Origin of the sequence: Candidatus Symbiopectobacterium endolongispinus, assembly GCF_018777385.1 — a bacterium.
GTDB classification, from domain to species: Bacteria; Pseudomonadota; Gammaproteobacteria; order Enterobacterales; family Enterobacteriaceae; genus Symbiopectobacterium; species Symbiopectobacterium endolongispinus.
Map to the genome: position 1 here is coordinate 502,581 of NZ_JAFJYB010000003.1, position 24,818 is coordinate 527,398.

Annotated in this window: 17 protein-coding genes and 9 pseudogenes; 21 read left to right on the forward strand and 5 right to left on the reverse strand. The window is 54.7% G+C overall.

All coding sequences use genetic code 11. The features are described 5' to 3' along the window. Positions 1–84 precede the first annotated feature (84 nt). On the forward strand, positions 85–573 hold the full coding sequence (locus tag JZM30_RS14020) for a peptidylprolyl isomerase (protein WP_252319456.1): 489 nt from the start codon (positions 85–87) through the stop codon (positions 571–573). On the opposite strand, the pseudogene JZM30_RS14025 reads toward JZM30_RS14020, so the two are convergent. Continuing rightward, a pseudogene (locus JZM30_RS14025) lies at positions 574–861 on the reverse strand (GNAT family N-acetyltransferase); the annotation flags it as partial. A 124-nt stretch (positions 862–985) separates the two neighbouring features. Here JZM30_RS14025 and JZM30_RS14030 point away from each other — a divergent pair. Next, complete coding sequence (locus JZM30_RS14030) at positions 986–1,222, forward strand: hypothetical protein (RefSeq protein ID WP_252319695.1); 237 nt, start codon at positions 986–988, stop codon at positions 1,220–1,222. Here the strand turns inward: JZM30_RS14030 and JZM30_RS14035 are convergent. After that, positions 1,133–1,664 (reverse strand): annotated as a pseudogene (locus JZM30_RS14035) (flavodoxin). The gene JZM30_RS14030 and the pseudogene JZM30_RS14035 sit on opposite strands and share 90 nt — an antisense overlap. Positions 1,665–2,089: 425 nt before the next feature. Here JZM30_RS14035 and JZM30_RS14040 point away from each other — a divergent pair. The 5 genes and pseudogenes from JZM30_RS14040 to JZM30_RS23990 all read left to right on the forward strand — a co-directional run bounded on the left by JZM30_RS14040 (position 2,090) and on the right by JZM30_RS23990 (position 7,534). After that, positions 2,090–3,548: pseudogene (locus JZM30_RS14040) on the forward strand (PAS domain S-box protein). Next, a pseudogene (gene nifA / locus JZM30_RS14045) lies at positions 3,545–5,022 on the forward strand (nif-specific transcriptional activator NifA); the annotation flags it as partial. The pseudogenes JZM30_RS14040 and nifA, both read left to right, overlap by 4 nt. Positions 5,023–5,615: 593 nt before the next feature. After that, positions 5,616–7,024, forward strand: a pseudogene (nifB, locus tag JZM30_RS14050) (nitrogenase cofactor biosynthesis protein NifB). Continuing rightward, positions 7,024–7,320, forward strand: coding sequence for a nitrogen fixation protein NifQ (locus tag JZM30_RS23985; RefSeq protein ID WP_308167163.1), 297 nt, complete (start codon positions 7,024–7,026; stop codon positions 7,318–7,320). Before nifB ends, JZM30_RS23985 begins: the two are co-directional and overlap by 1 nt. A 4-nt stretch (positions 7,321–7,324) precedes the next feature. Next, positions 7,325–7,534: a nitrogen fixation protein NifQ gene (locus tag JZM30_RS23990; protein ID WP_308167164.1), complete on the forward strand. Its 210-nt coding sequence runs from the start codon at positions 7,325–7,327 to the stop codon at positions 7,532–7,534. 10 nt (positions 7,535–7,544) lie between these two features. On the opposite strand, the pseudogene JZM30_RS14060 reads toward JZM30_RS23990, so the two are convergent. Further along, a pseudogene (locus tag JZM30_RS14060) lies at positions 7,545–8,267 on the reverse strand (TonB-dependent receptor domain-containing protein); the annotation flags it as partial. Positions 8,268–8,305: 38 nt separating this feature from the next. Next, complete coding sequence (gene rne / locus JZM30_RS14065) at positions 8,306–11,653, reverse strand: ribonuclease E (protein WP_252319457.1); 3,348 nt, start codon at positions 11,651–11,653, stop codon at positions 8,306–8,308. Between the two features lie 597 nt (positions 11,654–12,250). Here rne and rluC point away from each other — a divergent pair. Continuing rightward, entirely contained in the window at positions 12,251–13,204 is a 954-nt protein-coding gene (rluC, locus tag JZM30_RS14070) for a 23S rRNA pseudouridine(955/2504/2580) synthase RluC (protein ID WP_252319458.1), read from the forward strand. 161 nt (positions 13,205–13,365) lie between these two features. On the opposite strand, the gene JZM30_RS14075 is transcribed toward rluC, so the two are convergent. Continuing rightward, positions 13,366–13,962, reverse strand: a complete 597-nt coding sequence (locus JZM30_RS14075; protein WP_252319459.1) for a Maf family protein — start codon at positions 13,960–13,962, stop codon at positions 13,366–13,368. Between the two features lie 158 nt (positions 13,963–14,120). Here JZM30_RS14075 and yceD point away from each other — a divergent pair. The 13 genes and pseudogenes from yceD (at position 14,121) to JZM30_RS14140 (ending at position 24,799) form a co-directional block, all read left to right on the forward strand. Continuing rightward, positions 14,121–14,648, forward strand: a pseudogene (gene yceD, locus JZM30_RS14080) (23S rRNA accumulation protein YceD). 25 nt (positions 14,649–14,673) lie between these two features. Then, positions 14,674–14,844: a 50S ribosomal protein L32 gene (gene rpmF / locus JZM30_RS14085; RefSeq protein ID WP_252319461.1), complete on the forward strand. Its 171-nt coding sequence runs from the start codon at positions 14,674–14,676 to the stop codon at positions 14,842–14,844. 29 nt (positions 14,845–14,873) lie between these two features. After that, positions 14,874–15,920, forward strand: a complete 1,047-nt coding sequence (gene plsX / locus JZM30_RS14090; protein WP_252319463.1) for a phosphate acyltransferase PlsX — start codon at positions 14,874–14,876, stop codon at positions 15,918–15,920. A gap of 6 nt (positions 15,921–15,926) precedes the next feature. Beyond that, positions 15,927–16,880 carry a beta-ketoacyl-ACP synthase III gene (locus JZM30_RS14095; protein WP_252319465.1) on the forward strand — a complete coding sequence of 318 codons (954 nt, stop codon included), beginning with the start codon at positions 15,927–15,929 and terminating at the stop codon, positions 16,878–16,880. Positions 16,881–16,898: 18 nt separating this feature from the next. Then, positions 16,899–17,828 (forward strand): ACP S-malonyltransferase, encoded by a 930-nt coding sequence (gene fabD, locus JZM30_RS14100; RefSeq protein WP_252319467.1) that lies wholly within the window; start codon positions 16,899–16,901, stop codon positions 17,826–17,828. 13 nt (positions 17,829–17,841) lie between these two features. After that, positions 17,842–18,576 (forward strand): 3-oxoacyl-ACP reductase FabG, encoded by a 735-nt coding sequence (fabG, locus tag JZM30_RS14105; protein WP_252319469.1) that lies wholly within the window; start codon positions 17,842–17,844, stop codon positions 18,574–18,576. Positions 18,577–18,719: 143 nt separating this feature from the next. After that, the gene (acpP, locus tag JZM30_RS14110; RefSeq protein WP_012765204.1) at positions 18,720–18,956 is read left to right on the forward strand and encodes an acyl carrier protein; all 237 of its coding nucleotides are present in this window, start codon (positions 18,720–18,722) and stop codon (positions 18,954–18,956) included. An 81-nt stretch (positions 18,957–19,037) separates the two neighbouring features. Next, a pseudogene (gene fabF, locus JZM30_RS14115) lies at positions 19,038–20,281 on the forward strand (beta-ketoacyl-ACP synthase II). Positions 20,282–20,475: 194 nt separating this feature from the next. Continuing rightward, the gene (gene pabC / locus JZM30_RS14120; RefSeq protein ID WP_252319471.1) at positions 20,476–21,276 is read left to right on the forward strand and encodes an aminodeoxychorismate lyase; all 801 of its coding nucleotides are present in this window, start codon (positions 20,476–20,478) and stop codon (positions 21,274–21,276) included. 14 nt (positions 21,277–21,290) lie between these two features. After that, entirely contained in the window at positions 21,291–22,316 is a 1,026-nt protein-coding gene (gene mltG, locus JZM30_RS14125) for an endolytic transglycosylase MltG (RefSeq protein WP_252319682.1), read from the forward strand. Further along, positions 22,306–22,974 carry a dTMP kinase gene (gene tmk / locus JZM30_RS14130; protein ID WP_252319473.1) on the forward strand — a complete coding sequence of 223 codons (669 nt, stop codon included), beginning with the start codon at positions 22,306–22,308 and terminating at the stop codon, positions 22,972–22,974. Before mltG ends, tmk begins: the two co-directional genes overlap by 11 nt. Positions 22,975–22,976: 2 nt before the next feature. Next, complete coding sequence (gene holB, locus JZM30_RS14135; protein WP_252319475.1) at positions 22,977–23,990, forward strand: DNA polymerase III subunit delta'; 1,014 nt, start codon at positions 22,977–22,979, stop codon at positions 23,988–23,990. Between the two features lie 19 nt (positions 23,991–24,009). Continuing rightward, a pseudogene (locus tag JZM30_RS14140) lies at positions 24,010–24,799 on the forward strand (metal-dependent hydrolase). The last annotated feature ends 19 nt before the right edge of the window (positions 24,800–24,818 follow it).

Consider the following 24,818-nt stretch of genomic DNA (forward strand, 5'->3'; position numbering starts at 1 on the left):
CAAAAGTTGTGGAACCGGGCACCTGATACACTGTCTCCTGAGCGTCAGCGTGCGTTGGAACGGCAACTGGCGTAGCAGTTACGCTTGGAACAGGCCGTGGAGGACGCCGCATTGCAACATCGGTCGACGCTCTCTGACGTCTTGACCGCTGCCGTAACCGATGCGTTAGCGGCTGAGCTCGGCGAAGCCGGGTTTTCTGCGGTAGATCAGCAGGCGGTGAAAGCGCAAATCCTGACGCTGCGGGACAAACTCTCTCGTGAGGGAGAAACCTTTGCCGCGCTGGCGGAGCGTTACTCCCAGTGTCCGACCGCGATGCAAGGCGGTGTATTGGGCTTGGTCAGTCGCGGTTTGCTGTTTGCGCCGCTGGAACAGGCGTTGTTTGTACTGCCGCCGGGCGCATTGAGCGAGCCCGTGGCGACCGATCTCGCTTGGCATCTGTTGCTATGTGAAGCGGTTCGACCTGAAACACCGCTAGCTCGGGAAGAAGCATTGCCGAAAGTCTATCAACACCCGCTGCACCAGCGACAAAAGCAGCAGCAACGAGTGTGGCTGCGTAGCCTGGCCGATGCGTAGCTATCGCGTTTTCGTCATTTTCACATAGGCGATGCCTTCTTTGTGGCACACCTCGCCAGCCACCTGAAAGCCAAAACGCACATAAAATTCTGTGGCGGTGAGTCGGGCGTTCAACATGATGTCATTGATGCTTTCCGCCTGGAGCTTCTCTAACACCTGAGTTAACAGCCTGCTGCCATATCCCTGGCGCTGAAAAGCGGCATCTGTGGCGAATTTGCGTATTTGCCGGGCCATATTTGCGAGCGGGAAAACGGAAAGACAACTTACAAGTGCATCATCCAGGTAGAGCCCGTAATGTTGAGCCTGCTAATCACCTTCCATACGCAGAAAATCGAGAGGGCGATCGGGCCACAGCTCTTTTTGACGCAGCGGCAGACAGGTATCAGCCGTGATAGGGCTGACAGTGATAGGCATGATTGTTCTCTTGCGGGGTAATCATCTCGGTGAGCACCAAGACTATGACGAAGTGCTTGAAGGGGAAAGCGGAAAATGCAGCTACGCTAAAAAAGGCAAGGTGCATTTCGTCGTGGAGAAACACACCTTGTGGTCGATAACCGCATCAGGCGGCCAATGCAGTTTTTATCTGCTCAAGCCAGCTGTCCAACCGTTCCTCGGTCAGATCGTACTGGTTATCCTGATCCAAGACTAACCCGACAAACTTGTCGTCAATCAGTGCGGCAGAGGTATTAAAATCGTATCCGGCACTCGGTCAGGCACCGACCACACGGGCTCCGCGATCGGTCACGGCGTCATACAACGCTTTCATGCCGCTGACAAAATTGTCCGGGTAGCCGACCTGATCGCCCAGACCGAACAGTGCAACGGTTTTGTCTGTTAGTTCCATGCCGGATAATCCGTCAATAAACTCCTGCCAGGACTCGCCTTCGCACCCGGCATCCATACCCGGTAGCTGTCCTTGCCCCAGCGTTGGCGTGCCGAGCAGCAGCACGGGATAGGACAGAAAACTGTCCAGCGTGGTCCGATTGATATTGACCGGTGCGTCTGCCGCATCGCCCAGTTTTTGATGAATCAACTTGGCTATCTTGCGTGTTTTACCGGTATCGGTGCCAAAAAATACCAATGTTCGCCATAACATGCTCCTGACTGACCCGGTGAAAGTGGAATATTGGAGGTGGGTATCCGCACATTCTGGTGACTATCAGGGTGCGAAGATCGTGCCAGCTTTTTATGGAGATTGATTGGCGATAATTTGCACATTTATGGCGCAATATTGCACTATTAGTGACCATTCTGATGGTGATGCCATCCGAGAAAACAGGGCAATAAGCCTGGTAAAACGCCGCCGATGTGTGAAATGGCGAAAAAACCCGCATCAGGATCAATGTTCAGGCGAGTTAATGAATAAAAGGTGCATTGTTTGCATGGCTATTAGCACCGGTAGCAGGCCGGAAAAGGTTGTCGGATCGTGGCACAAATTGTTGCGAACCTGACATAACGGCGTCGGTTGTTGTAAGGATAAGCCATGACCATGAACCTGATGACGTAGTCTTTCCCACTGGGGGAGATTGCCAGCCATTTATCGCGCCAACACCAGGCGTTGTTTTCTACCGTGGTGGAGCAATCGTCGGTGGCCATTTCCTTAACGGATCCGTAGGCACGCATTGTATACACCAACCCGGTCTTTTAGTTGCTTGACGGGGTTTTTACTGTCGCAACTGTTAGAGGAGAATCACCGCGTGCTGGCGAGCCAGCAGACGCCGCGTGAGGTCTATCAGGAGATGTGGCACACCCTGCTGCAAGGGGAAGCTTGGCGCGGTCAACTGATTAACCGACGCGGCGATGGCAGCATGTATTTGGCGGATATCGACATCACCCCCATTGTGAATTCGCAAGGGGAGCTGGAACACTATCTGGCCATGCACAAGGACATCAGCGCCCGCTATACTCTCGAACAACGGCTGCATAACCACATGACGTTAACCACGGCGGTGCTGAACAATATTCCCGCCGCGGTGGTGGTGAATGAAAACGACCGCGTGATCATGGATAACCTGGCCTACAAAACCCTGTGTGCCGATTGTGGTGGGCAGGAACTGCTGGCGGTGCTGGATTACCACAATAATAAAGCGGCGCTGCGTGACGGGAGGCCGCAACCGGTATCGGTGCGTGGCATGACGCGCTGGCTTGCGTTGGGCATCTGGGCGCTGCCGGGGGTCAATGAGGAGGCCAGCCGCTATTTTACCGACAGCGCATTGCCGCGCACGCTGATTGTGATCACCGATTGTACGGAGCAGCAACAGCAAGGCCAACTCGACCGATTAAAGCAGCAGATCACCAGCGGCACGCTGCTGGCGGCGATCCGTGAATCGTTGGATGCGGCGCTGGTACAGCTTAACTGTCCGCTTAATATGTTGGCGGCAGCACGGCGTCTTAACGGTGAGGATCGCAGCAATGTGGCATTGGAATCGGCCTGGCATGAGGGCGAAGAAGCTGTGGCGCGCTTACAGGCCTGCCGGCCATCATTGGCGTTTGAGACGGCCGGTGAATGGCCAGTCAAAGCGTTGCTGGACGATCTCTGTGCGCTTTATCACACCCGTTTTAACGCTTTGCACTGCGTGTTGGTATCGCCGCAACTGACCGGATTTGGTCAGCGAACACAGGTGCTGGCCTGCCTCAGTTTATGGCTCTATCGCACGCTGGCATTGTCGACAGAGATAGTGCCCGCTGAGACCCTTCCCTTTTCACTGGCGGTGCAGATCTATGCCCAGGAGGAGGGCGGCTGGCTATCACTCTATATTGAAGACAACGTCCCTCTGATGCAGGTGCACTATGCCGCAGCGGCAGCGGCAACGGCAACCATCAGCACTCCGGGTAAAGGCATGGAGCTGCGCTTGATACAAACGCTGGTAGCGCACCGTCAGGGCGCTATCGATCTGACATCGCGTCCGGCAGTGGGCACTTGCCTTACGCTCCGCTTTCCCCTCTCTGCGGTTTTGACTGGAGGTGCAAAATGACTCGCGCCACCAGCGTGCGTGAGGTGCTGCAATCCGCGCTGCGTATATTGCATGACGATGCCTTTATGCAACATGGCATGATCTGCCTTTATGATACGCAACGTGCGGTGCTGACGGTGGAAGCGCTGCACCAAGCGGATGAACAGTTAATCGCCAGCGGTAGTCAGGTGCGTTACCTGTCGGGCGAAGGCTTGGTGGGCACTGTGTTATCACAGCACCAACCGCTAGTGTTGCTACGGGTGGCTGATGACCAACGCTTTCTCGATCGCCTTGGCCTGTACGACTACAACCTGCCGTTTATTGCAGTGCCCCTGTTTGGGGTGGAGACCCAACCTATCGGCGTATTGGCGGCCCAACCGATGGCCCACTATGAAGAACACTTCCAGCCTGCACGCGCTTTTTGGAAACGGTCGCCAATATGGTGGCGAAGACGGTGCGGCTAATGCAGCCTGCGCGCCCGGTGGCGGAAGCGCCAAGCCCCGCCGAACGCGCTCCGGTCTGTGCCGCCCCGCGTCCGTTCGGGTTTGAAAATATGGTCTGGAAAAGTGCCGCAATGCGCCAAACCATGGAGATTATCCGTCAGGTCTCGCGTTGGGACACGACGGTATTGGTGCAGGGAGAAAGCGGTACTGGCAAGGAACTGGTGGCTAACGCCATTCATCACCATTCGCCGCGTGCTGCTGCACCCTTTGTGAAATCCAACTGCGCTGCCTTGCCTGATAACCTGTTGTAAAGCGAACTGTTCGGCCATGAAAAAGGCGCATTCACCGGTGCGGTGCGTCAGCGTAAAGGTCGGTTTGAACTGGCGGATGGTGGTACGCTGTTTCTTGATAAAATTGGCGAAAGCAGCGCCTCGTTTCAGGCCAAACTGCTGCGTATCTTGCAGGAAGGTGAAATGGAACGGGTTGGTGGCGATGAAACGCTGCGGGTGAATGTGCGCATAATCGCCGCGACCAACCGCAATCTGGAGGAAGAGGTGCGTGCCGGCCATTTTCGCGAGGATCTGTACTATCGTCTGAATGTGATGCCGCTGGCGCTCCCGCTGCTGCGCGAAAGTCAGGAGGATATCGCCGAACTGGCACACTTTCTGGTACGCAAAATCGGGCAGCATCAAGGCCGTGCGCTGCGTATCAGCGATGGCGCAATTCGCTTGCTGATGAGCTATAGCTGGCCGGGTAACGTGCGCGAACTGGAAAACTGCCTGAAGCGCTCCGCCGTGATGTCAGAAAGTGGACTGATTGATAGGGACGCCATTCTATTCAATCATAGCGATGCGGCTCCCAAGGCGAGCGCGGCAGCCCACGTACACGAAGAGAGCTGGCTGGATCAATCGCTCGATGAACGGCAGCGGCTGATTGCTGCGCTGGAGAAAACCGGCTGGGTGCAGGCTAAAGCGGCACGGCTGCTTGGTATGACACCGCGCCAGGTGGCCTACCGTATCCAGACGCTTGATATCAATATGCATCGGCTATAGGGCTTTTTGCAGGAGATCTGCTGTGCATATAAGATACCTATTATTGTACGTACCGTTGATGTTTCGTACGCGTTAACTAATGAGGTTATTTGCATCTTGCATCGCTCGCGCCCGACACGGGGTGTTTAAACGCCATCACCCCGTGACCCTTGGCCTTTCGCTACGTCAGACTGCTGACAAAGTCACTTTCCCCCTCGTCATCCTCGGCGTAAGCCGGGGATCTCTGTAAGGATAAACATGTTTCTTCGGCAAGAGATTCCCGCCTTCAGGGAATGATGGTGGGAGTAGGGCGGTTTGTCAGCAACCTCACGCCGCTCACCCACCTCTGCGTTATTTTTTATGCGACAACAACCAAAACATTGAAGAAAACGACCTTGTTCAGGTATCACTGCCCCGAACACCACACCAATAACATACGCACATTGTCGGGATTGTGGGATTAGGGACATTGTCGCGCCACTGCAACAATCCTGACAAATGCCAGGTACGGAAAAATACTCTATCTCTATGTTTATATACATTTTTTATCGAATCTCCATGCGGTACGGCGTTTGCACCTGCCTAAGCAGGATTCCGTAACCGTAGGCACTCTTATGACAGCATGTCCTTCCGGATCCGGCGCCGCAGGCTGCCGGACATCTCAATTTAACGGGTTGACGCCGTTGCAGGCCAGCAAAGCCGCACACCATCCTTGTTATTCGGTGAGTGGTCATCATCGTTACGCACGGATGCATCTGGCCGTCGCTCCAGCCTGCAACCTGCAATACAACTACTGTAACCGTAAGTATTATTGCAGCAACGAATCGCGGTCTGGGGTGGTATCGACGCTGCTCACGCCAGAGCAAGCGGTGGCGCAAGCGCGCCAGGTGGCAGCGGCGATACCGCAACTGTCGGTGGTCGGCATTGCCGGGCCGGGCGATCCGCTGGCCAATATGACGCGCACCTTTAACACCTTGACGCAACTGCGCGAGCAATTGCCAGATGTGAAATTGTGCCTGTCCACCAACGGCTTGCTGCTGCCAGACGCGGTGGAGCGTCTGTTGGACGTTGGCGTCGATCACGTCACCGTTACGCTCAACACGCTGGAACCCGCCATCGCTGCGCAGATCTATGCCTAGATATGGCTAGACGGCGAACGCTACACCGGCGAAGAGGCGGGCAGAATACTGTTGGCGCGTCAGGAGGAGGGCATTCGCCGTCTGACCGAGAGTGGGATATTGGTCAAGATTAACTCTGTGCTGATCCCGGATATTAACGAGACTTCGATGCTGGCCGTCAGTGAAAAGGCCCGTGAGTGGGGCGCTTTTTTTTGCACAACATTATGCTGCTGATTGCGCGTCCTGAACACGGCACGGTATTCGGTCTGCAAGGGCAGCCAGAGCCGGATGCGGAATGCATGGCACGCGTGCGGGCTCTCTGTGGTCAGGCGATGCCGCAAATGCCACATTGCCAACAGTGTCGTGCCGACGCAGTCGGTATGCTGGGCGAGGATCGCAGCCAGCAGTTCCCGCTGTCGGCGCTGCCTAGCACGCCGCAGCCCTACACGCCGTTGATGCATCAGCGTGCGCAGTTGCATGCCAGCATTGCGACGCACGGTGAATCCGAGGAGCCGGACGCCTGTTTGGTGGCTGTGGCGTCATCACAGGGCGATGTGATTGACCAGCATTTTGTGCATGTGTGACGCTTCCAGATATACAGCCTGTCGGCGGCTGGGGTAATTCGGGTCAATGAGCGGTTTACGCCGCAATACTGCCATGGCAGCGCAGAGAGCCCACTGGAGGAAAATGGCGATCGCATGGCGCGACTGCTGGAATTGCTGGCAGATGTACAGGCGGTATTTTGTGCCCGCATCGGCTATGGCCCCTGGCAGCAGCTGGAACAACGTGGCATTCAGCCCTGTGTGGAAGGTGCCTGGCAAAATGTGACCGAGGTGCTCGCCGATTGGTGGCAAGCTCGGCAAGCACTGCCTGCTGTAGAACCGAAGGCGCAAGGAGCGGCCTGATGACGCAAGCGCATTACTGGCTACGCCGGTTGTTAGCGCAGTATGAATCGGGGGCCGCCAGCTTTCCTTACCATATGGGGTTATCCACGGCGGCCTGGCGTGCCTTGCTGGCGCAGATGCGCTGGTCGGCTGCGTCGCTTACGCCTGCGCATCAACAGCGATTGATACTGTTAACCGAGTTGCAGTCGCACCGAAAAGCAGAGTGTGACCAGCTTGCCAATTGGCTGTTTGAGCATCTGGTGGACGATGCAGTACCGCTGCACCGTATCATTGCCAGCGCTTCGCTGGGGGGTTAATCACTTGTGGCAAGATTTGGGGCTGGACTCACGGGCTGAACTGCTGGAATTGATGGCGGACTGCTTTCCGTCGTTGGTGGCACTCAATGTGAACAATATGCGCTGGAAAAAATTCTTCTACCGACAACGTTGTCTGCACAGTGAGGGGGAGCTGGTGTGCCGCTCCCCCAGTTGTGATGATTGCTGTGAATGGGCGCACTGTTTCGCGCCCTAAGCGTAAAAGGTTAGAACGATGTCGTTACGCCCAGATAGTAGGCTCGACCCGGTTCGTTGTAGGTGGAAGCCCCATCTGCGGCGCGGTACAGGCGTTTATCAAACAGGTTGCTGATGCCGCCGTTGACGCGCAGGTTTTTATTCACCTGATAGCTTGCGCCCGCCCCCCAGACGGCGTAACTGCCGATGGTGCGCGAAGAAAGACCATTCGGTAAATTTTGATAGCCCGCGTGATTAAACTCCAATCCGATTTCTTTGTTGATGCTGGTTTCCGGTTTCAGATCCGGATTCCCGAGCAGGTAGCAGCCGCCGTTAGAGATATTTATCGGGCAACCGTTACCGCGCGAATAAAGCAGGTAACCGGCCGATGACTAGTACAGGTTAGGTGCTTTAAACACGCGTGCAATACCGGCTTTCAGGCTGAACATCTCACCCAGTTCCTGTTGCAGGTTAAAGCTGGGACTGTAGTTGCTGCCAAAGCGGCTATGATAATCAAAATGCAAACCGGAAATCACTTTGGTGCCGGGTAGGGTATCCTGTGATTCACCTTTGTATCCGCTGGATGCTGGGTCATTTAACTGTTCGCGGTTCCATTCGGTACCCAGCGTCAGCGTCTGCTCAACCGATTGTTCCAATGGAATGTTCACTTCGCCATTGGCGCGGTAGTTATCCAGTCGACTGGTGTTGTAACGTCCAGGGGCGGTGATGGAACCTTCAAAACGGCCATACAGCCCCCTCTGGAAGAGGGGTTTTTTGTGCCTGGATGGCGTATTTACTCAAACGCGGCGGGTTTTGCTGCTGCTGCGGTCGCGTGGTTGACGGCAGAGTGACCACCCGCGCTGCCTTTACCGGCGAACTCGGTGGTCGGGCGTACCCAATCGCTGTGGCGCGGTGCTTCCGCCTCGTAGGCTGGAGCAGGCGCTTTGGTCATCGGTGCGGAGGCAGAGTGCTGTTGTTTAGCCGTGCTGCGTAACGGTTGTACCGTACGAGTCGTGGTCGCAACAGAAGGCTCGGCAACCACGGGCGCAGGTTCGACAGCTGCAATGGGTGCAACGGTCTCAATCGCGTCGGCTGCTGTCACGGCCGTTTCAGCTGTTTCGACTCCAGTCGTTTCAACTTCAGCAACCGCTGGTGCGGTTTTTTCTGTTGCCTGAGGAACCGACGCTACTGCGGGGTATTCCTCAACGGCTTCAACAGGTGCCTGCTCAGCGCTTGCTGCGGGTGCCGCTGGTGTTACCACCGGCTGTTCCTCGACAACTGCGCTTTGCTCTGAGGCGGTTTCCGTGCTAGCGACAGGCTCAGTCACTTCTGCATCAGCAACCTCAACGGGTTCTGTTGTTACGACCGCCTCAGGGACTTCGGTCTGTTCAACGGTAACAGGTGCTTCGACCGAGTCTTGTGCGACATTTTCAACTGCGATCGGCGCAGGACTAACCGTGTCGTCTACGAGTGGTGCAATGACGATGTCCGTTGCAGGTGTTGCAACAGGCTGTGCTTGCTCGTCAAGTGCAGCAATGACTGGCAGTGCCTCAATGGGTGCTTCGACAGTTGGTGCCAGCTCAGTCGACTGTTCGTCGTTTTGTGTCAATGCAGCCACCGGATAGCGGACCCACACTTTACCGGATGCCATCTCCGGCGAAGCAGAAGCCTGCGCCAACGGCATCGGCGATTGTGTCGGATAACGCTCATCACGATAGCGACGACGACGTTGACCACTCACGCGCAGATGACGCGGTGAACGGCGCGAGCGGCGTGGCATATTGGCATCACTACGGCCCGCCTCTGTCTGCTCTGCGTTGGCTTCGGTCTCCGCAGGCGCGTTTGTCACGGCATCCGTCAACAGTGGCAGCGCGTGTTCTGCTACCGGTGCAGGGGATGTTGATGCTTCAACCTGGCTTTCAGCGTGTGCTGCGTCACCGTCAATGATACGCACTTTCTGTGTTAACTGGCGGCGCTGACGGCGCGGCATTACCGGCGTCGGTTTCTCCTGTTCACTCTCATCCTGTGCGCTTCCTTCATCACGGTTCAGGGCTTTAACATCTTGCTGGGCCTGACGTTTTTCATCCTGACGACGACGTTGACGCTCTGCACGTTGTTCACGACGTTGCTGATCGTCACGTGGTGCTTTTTCTACCGCTTCTTCAACAGGAACGGCAGATTCTGTCACCGCTGGCGCGTTCTGACGTTTATTGCGACGGTTCTCATCCCGTGATTCGCGGTTACTGTCACGGCTTTTTTTGTTACCATCACGGCCGTCACGCGCGCCATCACGTTGATTACGATCGCGACGGTTGCCCGATCCTTGACGACGACCGGAACGACGCTCTTGCCGTTGCTCCGTCGAGGCGGTTTCTTGCGTGTTGGCGCTTTCCGGTTGGCTTTCCGCGCTGGCGAACATGTTTTTCAACGCGCCGAACAGACGGCCAAACAGCCCAGGCGTTGCAGGCGCAGAAACTTGCTCCGGCGCTGTTTTTGCCGCTGGTTTCGGTGTGATTACTGGCGATTCAGGCAGGTCAGGCATGGTGAACGTGGCCAAGGCCGGTTGCTCAGGAATCTTGCGCCCCAGAGATTGCTCTTCCTGAACTTGTTGTGCCTCTGCATCAAGACGCTGCGGCAGCAGATAGCTGAGCGTGGTCTTTTCTTCACCTTTACGCACACGCAGAACGTGGTAGTGCGGCGTTTGCATACCATCGTGCGGCACGATAACGGCACGAACGCCACCCTGACGTTTCTCAATGGCATTCACGGCTTCGCGTTTTTCGTTCAGCAGGTAAGACGCGATAGGCACCGGTACGATAGCGTGAACTTCCCGGGTGTTCTCTTTCAGCGCTTCTTCTTCAATCAAACGCAGGATAGAGAGCGACAGGGATTCGTTATCACGGATAGCGCCCGTCCCGCTACAGCGCGGACAGACGTGATGGCTGGATTCACCGAGCGACGGGCTCAACCGTTGACGAGACATTTCCAGCAGGCCGAAGCAAGAGATGCGACCAATCTGAATACGGGCGCGATCCTGACGAACAGCATCACGCAGGCGGTTTTCCACTTCGCGCTGGTGGCGAACCGGGATCATGTCGATAAAGTCGATAACAATCAAGCCACCGAGGTCACGCAGACGCAATTGGCGGGCGATTTCATCAGCCGCTTCGAGGTTGATGTTGAAGGCGGTTTCTTCGATATCACCGCCGCGTGTTGCGCGGGCCGAGTTGATATCGATCGCCGTCAATGCTTCTGTGGTATCTATGACAATCGAGCCGCCAGAAGGCAAGCGCACTTCACGCTGGAAAGCGGATTCAATCTGCGATTCGATCTGATAGTGGCTGAACAGCGGAATTTCACCGCTGTACAATTTGATTTTGCTGCTGAAATCTGGACGACCCAGGGCAGAAATATGCTCTTTGGCAAGGTCGAGGATTTTCGGGTTATCGATAAGAATTTCAACGATATCCTGGCGTAAATAGTCGCGGAATGCGCGAACAATAACATTGCTTTCCTGATGAATCAGGAAAGGGGTAGGGCGACCTTCTGCCGCTTTTTTGATGGCATCCCAGTGTTTCAGACGGAACGCCAGATCCCACTGGAGCGCATCGGCAGATTTGCCGACACCAGCGGTACGCACGATAAGCCCCATGTCATCAGGTAGTTCGAGCGAGCTCAGTGCTTCTTTCAATTCGGTGCGATCGTCGCCTTCAATGCGACGAGAAATGCCACCCGCGCGCGGGTTGTTCGGCATCAACACCAGATAGCTGCCCGCCAGGCTGATAAAGGTAGTCAGCGCCGCGCCCTTGTTGCCACGCTCTTCTTTGTCAACCTGAACAATAACTTCCTGTCCTTCGCGCAACACATCTTTGATGTTGGGACGGCCGTGGGAGGCATAGTTACTGGGGAAGTATTCGCGAGCAATCTCTTTTAACGGAAGGAAACCATGTCTTTCTGCGCCGTAATCAACAAAAGCAGCTTCAAGACTGGGTTCGATGCGGGTGATTTTTCCTTTATAGATATTGGCTTTTTTCTGCTCATGGCCTGGGCTTTCAATATCCAGATCGTAGAGCCGTTGACCATCAACCAAAGCAACACGCAACTCTTCTTGCTGAGTCGCGTTAATTAACATTCTTTTCATCTTAACTTACTCGTTATTTTTACTTGCATCATTGATAGAGCTACGGACAAAGATGCTGAATGACCGGGTTCACCGATGGCCTCGTGGCTTATCGCAGGGACGTCAACCTCCCGGTTGTCGCCTGTATAGAGGCGCATATTTCGGTAGCCTGTATTTCCTGATGGAAAACAGCACATTTATTGAGGGAACAGCTTCTGAAGAATGGTCACCAGATCTGATTCCATTTACCGGCCAAGCTGCCATCCGCAGCCCGCTAACTGCTTGATTACGCATTACGTCTTACGCCATTGCTGCGCTTATGCGTTATCAGGCAAATTTACCTATTTTGCCCTTTCCACTGTTTCAGGAAGATAGGCGGGTAAAACCACAGCATTATTCCATTGCTGGTACTGTTATAGCAAGGTGACTTTACTGATGTGCAACAAGATTGTTGTCGTGATTTTTATCAAATGTGCGAGCAGTATGACTGAAGTTCGCGCGTTCGATGGCAATAAGTTGACCCAATATCTCGGTAACAGCCCATTAAGTACCTGACAGACAGTTAAGCACATAAAAAGGAGTGGCGCTATCTGCACGGTCTATTTAGAATCGCGCATCATGAAAACAGAGAATCCATCAGTACAATTTATCGCAGTTTCTGCCGATGAAGCAGGGCAGCGTATCGACAACTTTTTGCTGGCGCGGCTTAAAGGCGTGCCGAAAAGCATGATTTATCGCATCTTGCGTAAAGGCGAGGTGCGCGTGAACAAAAAACGTACTAAGCCGGAATATAATCTACTGGATGGCGATGTGGTGCGTGTTCCTCCCGTGCGCGTAGCGGAACGCGATGAACCAGTGGTGTCAGCCAGTCTCGATAAGGTGGCCGCGTTAGCCGATTGCATTCTGTATGAAGATGACAGCTTGATCGTGCTCAATAAACCCTCCGGCACGGCGGTGCATGGCGGCAGCGGGCTGAGCTTCGGTGTCATCGAAGGGTTGCGCGCGCTGCGACCTGAAGCGCGCTTTCTGGAATTGGTGCACCGGCTCGATCGTGATACGTCAGGCGTATTGCTGGTAGCAAAAAAACGTTCGGCGCTGCGTGCGCTGCATGAACAACTGCGGCTCAAGGGCATGCAGAAAAATTACCTGGCGCTGGTACGCGGTCAGTGGCAATCCCATTGCAAAGTGGTGCAGGCACCGCTGTTAAAGAATATTTTGCAAAGCGGCGAGCGCGTAGTGCGGGTCAGTAGCGAAGGGAAACCATCAGAAACCAGTTTCAAAGTGGAAGAGCGCTTTGAGCAGGCGACGCTGGTGCGCGCCAGTCCGGTGACGGGGCGCACCCATCAGATCCGCGTACATACGCTGCACGCAGGCCATCCTATCGCGTTTGACGATCGCTATGGCGACAGAGTATTTGACCGGCAACTGGCTGCTACCGGGCTGTCGCGTTTGTTCTTGCATGCGCAGTCGTTGAGCTTTGAGCATCCGGCCACCGGTGAGATGATGCGTGTCGAAGCGCCGCTTGATGGGGCATTACGCCACTGCTTACAGGTGTTGCGGCAGCAGAAATAGCATCAGTGATGTTTGGTAATCTAGCTAAAACAGTAACTCCCGCCACCAACCGTCATTCCCACGACGGCGGGAATCTCGTGCGGAAAAACGCGTTTATTCTCACAGGGATCCCCAGCTTTTGCCGAGGATAACGAGATGGACTGTGACGCGGTGCGTGCTGGTTACCCTAATCCGGTCAGTGTTAATGGGTTAACGCCCTCATGGCGCAGCATCTCGCACAGCGCAATAAGTGGCAGGCCAACCAAGGTATTGAGGTCGCGTCCGGAAAGTTTATCAAACAGGGCAATCCCCAATCCTTCACTTTTGAAACTGCCTGCACAGTGCCACGGCTGCTCTCGCGCCAGATAGGCCGCAATGTCTTCCTCACTCAGCGCACGAAAATGCACGTCAAAGGGCTCGACCTGCGATTGCAGCGCGCCACTGGCGCTGTTGAGCAGCGCCAAACCGGTATAAAAGGTGACGCGGTTACCGCTGGCCTGACGCAACTGCTGCGCTGCCTTTTCTGCAATTAGCGGTTTTCCTGTAATAACACCGTTAAGCACGCAGACTTGGTCGCCACCGATAATCAGGTGCGCAGGATAGCGAGTAGCCAGCACTTGCGCTTTTTCCCGTGCCAATCGCTCAACCAGCGTGACGGCGCTTTCTTGCGGACGTGGCGTTTCATCGATATCGGGATTGGCACACTGAAAAGGCAGTCCCAGCTTGGCGAGCAGACTTTTACGGTAAGGAGAGGTAGAGGCAAGCACAATCTGAGACATAATTTTTACGATAAACCGTAGCGTAATCAAAAAAGGCATTTTACACTGTGCGCCGCTGAGAAAGCGAATCTGGGCGATCGCGAATCTTGATAAAATAGTAAGGCAACGCCGCCTTTTCCTTTGACTCTAAGTCGTTACGACGTTAATATGCGCACCCTATGCAAAAGGTAAAATTACCCCTGACCCTGGATGCGGTTCGCACGGCTCAAAAACGTTTAGACTATGTTGGTGTCTACACGGTTGCACGCGTTGCCGAGTCTGTGGTCAGTGTGGATAGTGATGTTCAGGTCTCTTTGATGTTCAGGTCTCTTTATCGTTTCATATCGATAATCAGCGCCTGGCGGTGATTAACAGCAGTGCACAAGTGGCCGTTACGCTGATGTGCCAGCGCTGCCAAAAGCCGTTCGAACATCAGATTCACACCACATTTTGTTTAACCTGTCGTCAATGACGAGCAGGCAGAGGCTTTGCCGGAAGCGTATGAGCCAATCGATGTCGATGAGTTTGGCGAGGTCGATTTGCTGGCGATGGTTGAAGATGAGATTATTCTCGTATTGCCCATCGCTCCGGTACATGATTCTGAACACTGTGAAGTGTCCGAAGTGGACATTGTGTTCGGTAAACTGCCTGAAGAGGTGGAGAAACCGAACCTGTTTGCCGTATTAGCCAGTTTAAAGCGTAAGTAATTTAAGTAATTAAGGAGTAAGGTCCATGGCCATACAACAGAACAAACCTAGCCGTTCCAAACGTGGTATGCGTCGTGCTCACGATGCGCTGACCACCTCTTCTGTTTCCGTAGACAAAGTTTCTGGCGAAACTCATCTGCGTCACCACATCACTGCGGATGGCTACTACCGCGGTCGCAAGGTTATTGCCAAATAATTCTCGCGAATTATTAGCAAGGCAATACCTTGACACGCCTCACACTGGCGTTAGATGCAATGGGCGGGGACGTCGGTCCCTGCGTAACGGTGCCTGCGGCATTGCAGGCACTGGCTTCTAATCCGGGTCTTCACTTGTTATTGGTCGGCGATCCCGCCGCGCTTCATCCATTACTCGCCAAAGTCGATTCTGATTTACTGTCCCGGTTGGAAATTGTGCCGGCTGAATCGGTTATTGCGAGTGATGCGCGTCCGTCGCAGGCGATCCGTGCCAGTCGTGGTACGTCGATGCGCATTGCGCTGGAACTGATTAAAACGGGTAGGGCACAGGCGTGCGTGAGTGCCGGAAATACCGGTGCCTTGATGGGACTGGCGAAACTGTTGCTCAAGCCGTTGGAAGGTATTGATCGTCCTGCTTTGGTGACGGTGTTGCCGCATCAGCAGCAGGGCAAAACGGTGGTGCTGGATCTGGGTGCCAACGTCGAGTGTGGCAGCGCGCAATTGGTACAGTTTGCCGTGATGGGTTCAGTGATGGCTGAAGAGGTGCTGTCGCTGCACAATCCGCGCGTTGCCCTGCTGAACATCGGCGAAGAAGAGACCAAAGGCCTGGCCGCGATTCGCGATGCGGCCGCGCAGTTAAAGAATACGCCCTCGATTAACTATATTGGTTATCTTGAAGGCAATGAGTTACTGACGGGCAAAACCGACGTGATGGTCTGTGACGGCTTTGTGGGTAATGTCACATTGAAGACGATGGAAGGCGTGGTAAGGATGTTCCTGCCACTGCTCAAATCGTCGTCGACGGATGTCGGACGTAAAGCGAAGCAAGCGTGGAGGCTCACGTTGATCGGCCGTTTTATCCAAAAGCGATTGGCGAAACGGTTCGGTCGTCTCAATCCTGATCAATATAATGGCGCATGTCTGTTAGGGCTGCGGGGCACCGTGATAAAAAGCCATGGCGCAGCAAACCAACGGGCGTTTGCCGTCGCTATCGAACAGGCAATGCAGGCGGTGCAGCGGCAACTTCCCGACAGGATTGCAGCGCGCCTGAAAACTGTATTACCCAAGAGTGACTGAGCGTACATGTATACTAAAATAATCGGAACGGGCAGTTTTTTGCCTGAACAAATCAGGACGAACGCTGATTTAGAACAATTGGTCGACACTTCCAATGAGTGGATTGTGACGCGCACCGGTATCCGTGAACGCCGCATTGCCGGGCCGGATGAATACGTGGCGACCATGGGACATCAGGCAGCGCTGAACGCGCTGGAGATGGCGGGCATCGATAAGGACAAGATTGGCTTGCTGATTGTTGCAACCACGTCCTCTACGCATGCATTTCCGAGTGCCGCCTGTCAGATTCAGCAGATGCTGGAGATCCGCGATACTATCGCTTTTGACGTCGCCGCGGCTTGCGCAGGGTTTACCTATGCGCTCAGCATTGCCGATCAATACATTAAAAACGGCGCGGTAGATTACGCGTTGGTGATTGGTTCAGATACGCTGGCGCGTACTTTGGATCCTGCCGATCGCGGTACCATTATTCTGTTCGGTGACGGCGCGGGCGCGGTCGTGTTGGGCCAGTCGGAACAACCAGGCATCTTGTCAACCCACCTGCATGCAGATGGCCGCTATGGCCACCTGTTGACGCTGCCTCATCAGGATCGTGCGCATCAGGATCAACCTGCCTATCTGACCATGGCTGGCAACGAAGTGTTCAAAGTAGCCGTGACGGAACTGGCGCATATCGTTGAAGAAACGCTGCATGCCGCACAACTCGATAAGAGCGAGTTGGACTGGTTGGTGCCGCATCAGGCTAACCTGCGCATCATCAGTGCCACGGCGAAGAAATTGGGTATGGGCATGGACAAGGTTGTGGTGACACTCGATCGCCATGGCAATACGTCGGCCGCTTCCGTACCCAGCGCGCTGGATGAAGCAGTGCGCGATGGACGGATAAAACCCGGTCAGTTGATCCTGCTGGAAGCCTTTGGTGGCGGGTTCACCTGGGGTTCTGCGCTGGTTCGTTTTTGATCAAACGGGACGTTTAATATGACGCAATTTGCAATGGTATTTCCGGGGCAAGGTTCCCAGACAGTCGGCATGTTGGCTGAACTGGCAGCACAGTACCCGGTAGTACAAGAAACCTTTGCCCAGGCTTCTGAGGTATTGGGTTACGACTTGTGGCAGTCCACTGCACAAGGCTCAGCGGAAGAACTGAATAAAACCTGGCAAACCCAACCGGCACTGCTGACGGCGTCGGTGGCGATTTGGCGGGTGTGGCAGCAGCAGGGCGGCAAACAGCCCGCGCTGATGGCCGGCCACAGTCTGGGTGAATATTCGGCACTGGTATGCGCCGGTGCTCTGGACTTTCAGGAAGCGGTGCGTCTGGTTGAGCTGCGCGGCAAACTGATGCAGGAAGCCGTGCCGGAAGGTACGGGCGCGATGTACGCTATCATTGGTTTGGATAACGATGCTATTGCGGCTGCCTGTGAAGCGTTTGCCGATGGGCAAGTGGTTTCTCCGGTGAATTTCAACTCGCCGGGACAGGTGGTGATTGCGGGTAACAAAGAAGCCGTTGAGCGTGCTGGTGTAGCTTGCAAAGCCGCCGGGGCCAAGCGTGCGTTGCCGCTGCCGGTGAGCGTGCCTTCCCACTGCGCGTTGATGAAGCCTGCGGCAGAAAAGCTGGCAGAGGCGTTAAAAACGATTACAGTTACTACGCCAGCCATTCCAGTGGTTAACAACTTTGATGCGCGTAGCGAAACCGATCCTGATGCCATTCGTGCGGCGCTGGTGAAACAGCTTTACAGCCCGGTGCGTTGGACCGAGTGTGTCTCCTACGTTGCGGCTCAAGGCGTTGAGAGCTTGCTGGAAGTGGGACCAGGCAAAGTGTTGACCGGGCTGACAAAACGTATTGTTGACACCCTGAGTGCGGCGGCAGTTAACGATCCGGCTTCACTGTCTGAGGCCTTGGAACAATAAAACGGAGAGTACCATGAGCTTTGAAGGAAAAATTGCTCTGGTAACGGGTGCAAGCCGCGGTATTGGCCGTGCGATAGCAGAAACGCTGGTGGCTCGCGGTGCCACCGTGGTGGGAACCGCTACCAGCGAAAATGGCGCGCAAGCCATCAGCGAGTGGTTGGGTGCCAATGGCAAAGGGTATATGCTCAACGTCGCCGATCAGGCGTCCGTTGAAGCGGTATTGACAGCGATTCGTGCGGATTTCGGTGAAATCGACATTTTGGTCAACAACGCAGGTATTACGCGTGATAACCTGTTGATGCGAATGAAAGACGACGAATGGCAAGATATCATCGACACCAATCTGACATCGGTATTTCGTCTGTCAAAAGCGGTGTTACGTGCCATGATGAAAAAACGCTTTGGCCGTATCGTCACCATCGGCTCCGTAGTGGGAACCATGGGGAACGGCGGACAAGCGAACTATGCGGCAGCGAAAGCGGGCCTGATCGGTTTTAGCAAGTCGCTGGCGCGCGAAGTGGCCTCACGTGGCATTACTGTCAATGTGGTTGCGCCAGGTTTTATCGAAACCGATATGACGCAGGCATTGACAGAAGAACAACGTGCAGGCATTTTGAGCCAGGTTCCTGCGAACCGACTTGGGGAAGCGAAAGAGATCGCCAGTGCTGTTGCTTTTTTGGCCTCCGATGAGGCTGGTTATATTACGGGTGAGACGTTGCATGTCAACGGCGGCATGTATATGATCTAATTAGCTCGGAATTTATTTGCGGTGAAAACCGCAAAATAGCACAAAATCGTGGTTAGACCAGCCGGGATTTTGTTGCACTTTTTCAACATTCATACACTACGAAAACCATCGCGAAAGCGAGTTTTGATGGGAAATTTAAGAATATGAGCACTATCGAAGAACGCGTTAAGAAAATCATCGTTGAACAGCTTGGTGTTAAACCGGAAGAAGTGGTTAACAACGCTTCCTTCGTTGATGACCTCGGCGCTGATTCTCTTGACACCGTTGAACTGGTAATGGCGCTGGAAGAAGAATTTGATACTGAAATTCCAGACGAAGAAGCAGAAAAAATCACAACTGTTCAGGCAGCCATTGATTTTATTCAGGCTAACCAGCAGTAAGCGAACATATCTAGGCGGTCACTCGACCGCCTAAGTTTTCTTTGTCCCGCAGTGTCATATTTCCCTCCCTGGAGGACAAGCGTGTCTAAGCGTCGTGTAGTTGTGACCGGACTGCGCATGTTAACTCCTGTCGGCAATACAGTTGAGTCCACCTGGAGTGCTCTTCTTGCCGGTCAGAGTGGCATCAGCCTGATCGACCATTTCGATACTACTGCCTATGCAACCCTTTTTGCTGGCTTAGTAAAGGATTTCAATAGTGAGGATTTCATCTCGCGCAAAGAAGCACGCAATATGGATGCCTTTATCCAATACGGTATTGCTGCTGGCATTAATGCCATGCGTGATTCCGGTATTGAAGTGACGGAAGAAAACGCGACGCGCTTCGGTGCGGCGATCGGTTCCGGCATTGGTGGCTTGGGGCTCATTGAAGAGAACCACAGTTCACTGGTGAACGGCGGTCCGCGTAAAATCAGTCCGTTCTTTGTCCCTTCCACCATTGTTAACATGGTTGCTGGGCATCTGAGCATCATGTTCGGACTGCGTGCTCCGAGTATTTCCATTGCCACTGCCTGTACTTCTGGCGTGCATAATATAGGCCATGCGGCGCGCATCATTGCTTACAACGATGCAGATATTATGCTGGCTGGAGGCGCGGAAAAAGCCAGTACGCCTCTGGGCGTTGGTGGATTTGGCGCAGCCCGTGCACTTTCCACACGTAACGACAATCCTCAGGCGGCAAGCCGTCCGTGGGATAAAGATCGTGATGGTTTTGTGCTGGGTGACGGTGCCGGGATCATGGTGCTGGAAGAGTATGAACATGCGAAGAAACGTGGCGCGAAAATTTACGCCGAAATCGTTGGCTTCGGCATGAGCAGCGATGCTTATCACATGACGTCACCGCCGGAAAATGGCGCTGGCGCTGCGTTGGCGATGCAAAATGCCCTGCGCGATGCAGGTATTACCCCCCGGCCCAGATTGGGTATATCAACGCGCATGGTACCTCTACGCCAGCGGGTGATCTGGCGGAAACGCACGCAGTCAAATCCGTGTTTGGTGAACAAGCGAGCCGCGTAATGGTGAGCTCAACCAAATCCATGACCGGCCACCTGTTAGGGGCTGCGGGTGCTGTGGAATCTATCTTCACGGCGCTGGCGCTGCGCGATCAGGCTGTTCCGCCGACCATCAATCTGGATAACCCGGACGCAGGTTGCGACCTGGATTTTGTACCGCATGAAGCACGTCAGGTTTCCGATATGGAATACACACTGTGTAACTCCTTCGGTTTTGGCGGCACTAACGGTTCACTGGTGTTCCGCCGCGTGTAATGGCGCAGCGATACCGCTAAAAGCCCGGGCAACCGGGTTTTTTGCCTGTCACTCACCATCGTGGACAGGGCATAATTCAGAACGCGCCACTTGTTGCCGTCATGGGTTACTGGCACTCTGAACGTCATGCTGTTGCCACTACCCTTGGCGTTGTTGGCATCGGCGTTCATGAACCTGTTGGGTGAGGACAGCGTATGTTTTGGATAAATGGCCAGGCGCAAGAGCAGATAGCCGTTACCGATCGTGGCCTCCAGTATGGTGACGGGTGCTTCACCACCGCACGCGTGCTGGAAGGCAAGATCGTGTGGTTGCCATTGCATATGGCGCGGTTACTTCAGGACACTGCGCGTTTGCATATTCCGTTTGCGGCATGGGATAGACTGCAAGCCGAAATGGAGCGGGCGGCGCAGGGCGTGGAGCAAGGCGTAGTGAAAACCATCGTAACCCGTGGTAGTGGCGGACGAGGTTATAGCACGCTGTCTTGTGGCGAACCGACACGTATAGTCATGCAGACGCGTTATCCTGCTCAATACACCGAATGGCGCAAGCAGGGTATCTCTCTTGGCATCAGTCCGGTCACGTTGGGGCGCAATCCGCGATTGGCGGGCATTAAACACCTGAATCGTCTGGAGCAGATCCTGATACGCCAGGAGATGGAAGCGCAAGGTGTCGATGACGTGGTTGTGCTTGACACTGGGGGCTGCCTGGTGGGATGCTGTGCGGCTAATTTGTTTTGGCGCAAGGGCTATCAGGTATTTACGCCGGATTTGTCACTCGCGGGTGTGGGCGGTGTGGCTCGTCAGCAGGTGATGACCCGCTTGGCCCAGTATCCCGATTATCGGCTACAGCTAGTGCGTGAAACTGTGACGACGCTCGCCGATGCTGATGAGGTGTTTGTTTGTAATGCATTGATGCCGGTGCTTCCGGTCAATCAAATTGATACCTGGTGTTATCGCTCCAGGGCGTTGTACCAACTACTGAGCCCTAACGGTTAGTCGATGGTTGAATGATGAAAAGAAAGAAAACGCTATTTTCCCTTCTGGTGGTGATGGTACTCGCCTCGGCACTCGGCGCTGCATGGCATAACCTGCAACAGTTTGCCCGCTCGCCGCTGTTGATTGAACAGGAGACCATTTTCACCCTCCCGGCCGGAACCGGCAGAGAAGGGCTGGAAAACTCGCTGACAGAACAGCAGGTGATCCCTCCAACGGTGCTGTTTCAGTGGCTGCTGCGCGTGGAGCCCGAATTGGCAAAGTTCAAAGCGGGCACCTATCGCCTGATGCCGGGTATGACGGTACGGGAGATGCTGGCGTTGCTGGCGAGCGGCAAAGAGGCGCAGTTCTTTATTCGTTTTGTCGAAGGATCGCGGCTGCGTGACTGGCTAGAAACGTTGAAAACCGCACCCTACCTGACGCACAGCGTACAGGATAAAACGCCGCAAGAGATTGCTGTACTGCTGGACATTAAAGAGGCGGAGAACCCGGAAGGCTGGCTCTACCCTGACACTTACCTTTACACCGCAGGCACACGCGACAGCGATCTGCTGCTGCGTGCGCATCATCGTATGCGTAATGTGGTAGACGGAGTGTGGAAAAACCGCGAGACAGGGTTGCCCTATGCGTCGCCGGAGGAACTTCTGACCATGGCCTCCATCGTAGAAAAAGAGACGGCAGTTAAAGAGGAGCGCCCTCAGGTCGCGTCGGTGTTTGTAAATCGTCTACGCGCAGGCATGCGTCTGCAAACCGATCCTACCGTGATTTATGGTATGGGTGAGGATTATCGTGGTGTGATAACGCGTAGCGCACTGGACACCGACACGCCGTATAATACCTATGTGATTGCCGGGTTGCCGCCGACGCCAATCGCCATGCCGAGCCGAGCTGCACTTGAAGCCGCCGCGCATCCGGCAAAAACAGATTATCTTTATTTTGTGGCGGACGGGAAGGGGGGGCACCGTTTCACGACCAACCTTGCCGATCATAATCGTGCAGTGCGCGCTTACCGCTCAACGCTGAAGGACCGGGATGAACAGTAAATTTATCGTGATTGAAGGATTGGAAGGCGCAGGTAAAACAAGTGCGCAGAACACCGTATTAGCGACCTTGCGGACGCACGGCGTGCAGGATGTGGTTTTTACCCGAGAACCGGGCGGTACGCCATTGGCCGAGCGGCTACGTGACCTGATAAAACAGGGGGCCGACGACGAGAGAATCACGGATAAAGCTGAATTATTGATGCTCTATGCTGCGCGCGTACAGCTGGTGGAAAATGTCATAAAACCCGCCTTGGCGCGGGGTCCCTGGGTGATTGGCGATCGCCACGATCTCTCCTTGCAGGCTTATCAGGGCGGCGGGCGCGGTATGGATCAACAGCTCATGCAGTCACTGCGTGATACCGTGCTGGGCACATTTCGTCCCGATCTTACTTTGTACCTTGATATTCCGCCGGAGCAGGGGTTGGCGCGTGCACGCCAGCGCGGTGCACTCGACCGCATTGAGCAGGAATCATTGGATTTCTTCGCCCGTACCCGTGCACGTTATCAGGCGCTGGCTGCCACCGATGCCACCATCGTTACCATTGATGCCTCACAACCGTTGGACAAGGTGATTGCGGATATTGAAGCCGCTCTGGTGCAGTGGCTTGGTCAGCAACAGGCACAAGATGCTGCACCGTTGTCGGTACAGGAGCGCTAAGTATGGAATGGTATCCCTGGCTGAATGGGCCCTATCGGCAACTGATTGAGGGATATCAGGAGGGGCGAGCGCACCACGCGGTGCTGATGCACGCGTTGCCGGGTATGGGACGCGAATCGCTGGTGTATGCGTTATCAAGACGCGTGCTGTGCCAGAAGCCAGAGGGCATGAAAAGCTGCGGCGAATGCCATTCCTGTAAATTGATGATGGCAGGTACGCACCCGGACTGGTATTCCCTCAGCCCGGAAAATGGCAAACAGACGTTAGGGGTTGATGCGATACGCAGCGTATTGGAAAACCTCTATCAGCGTTCACGGCAGGGTGGTGCCAAGCTGGTATGGATTGAAAACAGTGAGCAGTTGACTGAAGCGGCGGCCAACGCGTTGTTAAAAACCCTGGAAGAACCGCCAGAAGCGACCTATTTTTTGCTGGGTTGTCATGAGCCAACACGTTTGCTGGCTACGCTGCGCAGCCGCTGCCTACACCTTTATCTGCCTACGCCTGACGAAGCACAAAGCGTTGTTTGGCTCAATAAACGACACCCTGCGTCTGAGCAGGCGCTGCAAACCGCGCTGCGTTTGCAGGCCGGTGCGCCGCTGGCGGCTGAGCACCTGCTGCAAGATGATACCGCACGCCAGCGCACGACATTATGTCAGGCGCTGGCAAACGCGGTGTCAGCGCGTGCGTTTTATTCGCTGTTGCCGCAACTGAACCACGATGACGCATCGGAGCGTCTTCACTGGCTTTCCTCGCTGCTACTGGATGCGTTAAAAATACAGCGTGGAGCCGCGCGCGCGCGCGTTAACCTCGATCAGGATGCGCTGATAGCGCTGTTAGCTAGCCAGTTACCCGCTACGGAAATAGACGCCGTGCTTGCTCGTTGGCTGCGTTGCCGTCATCAGCTCCTGACGGTGACAGGCGTAAACCGTGAACTCCTGTTGGCCGATGTGTTGCTGGAATGGGAACAACGGTTCCAAACGGCAAACCTGAATTCTCTCCCTTCTTTCTCTGTTTGATAAGCGTTGAGTAAATAGCATGTTATTAGTGGATTCGCACTGCCACCTTGATGGTCTGGATTATCAATCTCTGCATAAAGATGTGTCTGATGTGTTGACCAAAGCGCGGGCGCGTGACGTAGGCTTTGTGCTGGCGGTGGCAACCACGCTGCCCGGTTATCGCACCATGCGTGAACTGATCGGCGATCGCCCGGGAGTGGCTTATTCTTGCGGTGTGCATCCTATCAATCAGGACGCACCGTATGATTATGCTGAGCTACGCCAACTGGCTGCTGATCCACTCGTGGTGGTGATGGGTGAAACCGGCCTCGATTACCACTATCAGCCGGAAACACAGGCGCAACAGCGTGATTCCTTTCGCGAACACATTCGCGTCGGCTGTGAGTTAAACAAGCCGGTTATCGTGCATACCCGCTCGGCACGTCAGGATACCCTTGATGTTCTGAAAGAAGAGGGAGTTGAGCGCTGTGGTGGCGTGCTTCACTGAGGATATTGCCACGGTGCACACGCTGCTGAATATGGGGTTCTATATCTCGTTTTCAGGTATTGTGACGTTTCGTAATGCAGACGAACTTCGTGACGTTGCCCGGTTTGTTTCACTGGATCGCCTGCTGGTTGAAACCGATTCCCCTTGGTTGGCCCCGGTGCCGTTTCGTGGTAAAGAGAACCAGCCTGCCTACGTGCGCGATGTTGCCGAGTATCTTTCCGTGCTAAAAGGTGTTGATATTGCACAATTAGCAGCGGCTACCACAGAGAATTTTTCCCGCCTGTTCCACATCGATTCACAGCGGTTGACCGCCGCCGTTTAGTGTTTAAAATGGCCGAGTT

Excerpts from the sequence above, each read along its gene's own strand:
- JZM30_RS14030 (WP_252319695.1), top strand. The coding sequence starts at position 986 with ATGATTGTTCTCTTGCGGGGTAATCATCTCGGTGAGCACCAAGACTAT.
- JZM30_RS23985 (WP_308167163.1), top strand. The coding sequence starts at position 7,024 with ATGACGCAAGCGCATTACTGGCTACGCCGGTTGTTAGCGCAGTATGAA.
- rne (WP_252319457.1), bottom strand. The coding sequence starts at position 11,653 with ATGAAAAGAATGTTAATTAACGCGACTCAGCAAGAAGAGTTGCGTGTT.
- rluC (WP_252319458.1), top strand. The coding sequence starts at position 12,251 with ATGAAAACAGAGAATCCATCAGTACAATTTATCGCAGTTTCTGCCGAT.
- JZM30_RS14075 (WP_252319459.1), bottom strand. The coding sequence starts at position 13,962 with ATGTCTCAGATTGTGCTTGCCTCTACCTCTCCTTACCGTAAAAGTCTG.
- rpmF (WP_252319461.1), top strand. The coding sequence starts at position 14,674 with ATGGCCATACAACAGAACAAACCTAGCCGTTCCAAACGTGGTATGCGT.
- JZM30_RS14095 (WP_252319465.1), top strand. The coding sequence starts at position 15,927 with ATGTATACTAAAATAATCGGAACGGGCAGTTTTTTGCCTGAACAAATC.
- fabD (WP_252319467.1), top strand. The coding sequence starts at position 16,899 with ATGACGCAATTTGCAATGGTATTTCCGGGGCAAGGTTCCCAGACAGTC.
- fabG (WP_252319469.1), top strand. The coding sequence starts at position 17,842 with ATGAGCTTTGAAGGAAAAATTGCTCTGGTAACGGGTGCAAGCCGCGGT.
- acpP (WP_012765204.1), top strand. The coding sequence starts at position 18,720 with ATGAGCACTATCGAAGAACGCGTTAAGAAAATCATCGTTGAACAGCTT.
- pabC (WP_252319471.1), top strand. The coding sequence starts at position 20,476 with ATGTTTTGGATAAATGGCCAGGCGCAAGAGCAGATAGCCGTTACCGAT.
- mltG (WP_252319682.1), top strand. The coding sequence starts at position 21,291 with ATGAAAAGAAAGAAAACGCTATTTTCCCTTCTGGTGGTGATGGTACTC.
- tmk (WP_252319473.1), top strand. The coding sequence starts at position 22,306 with ATGAACAGTAAATTTATCGTGATTGAAGGATTGGAAGGCGCAGGTAAA.
- holB (WP_252319475.1), top strand. The coding sequence starts at position 22,977 with ATGGAATGGTATCCCTGGCTGAATGGGCCCTATCGGCAACTGATTGAG.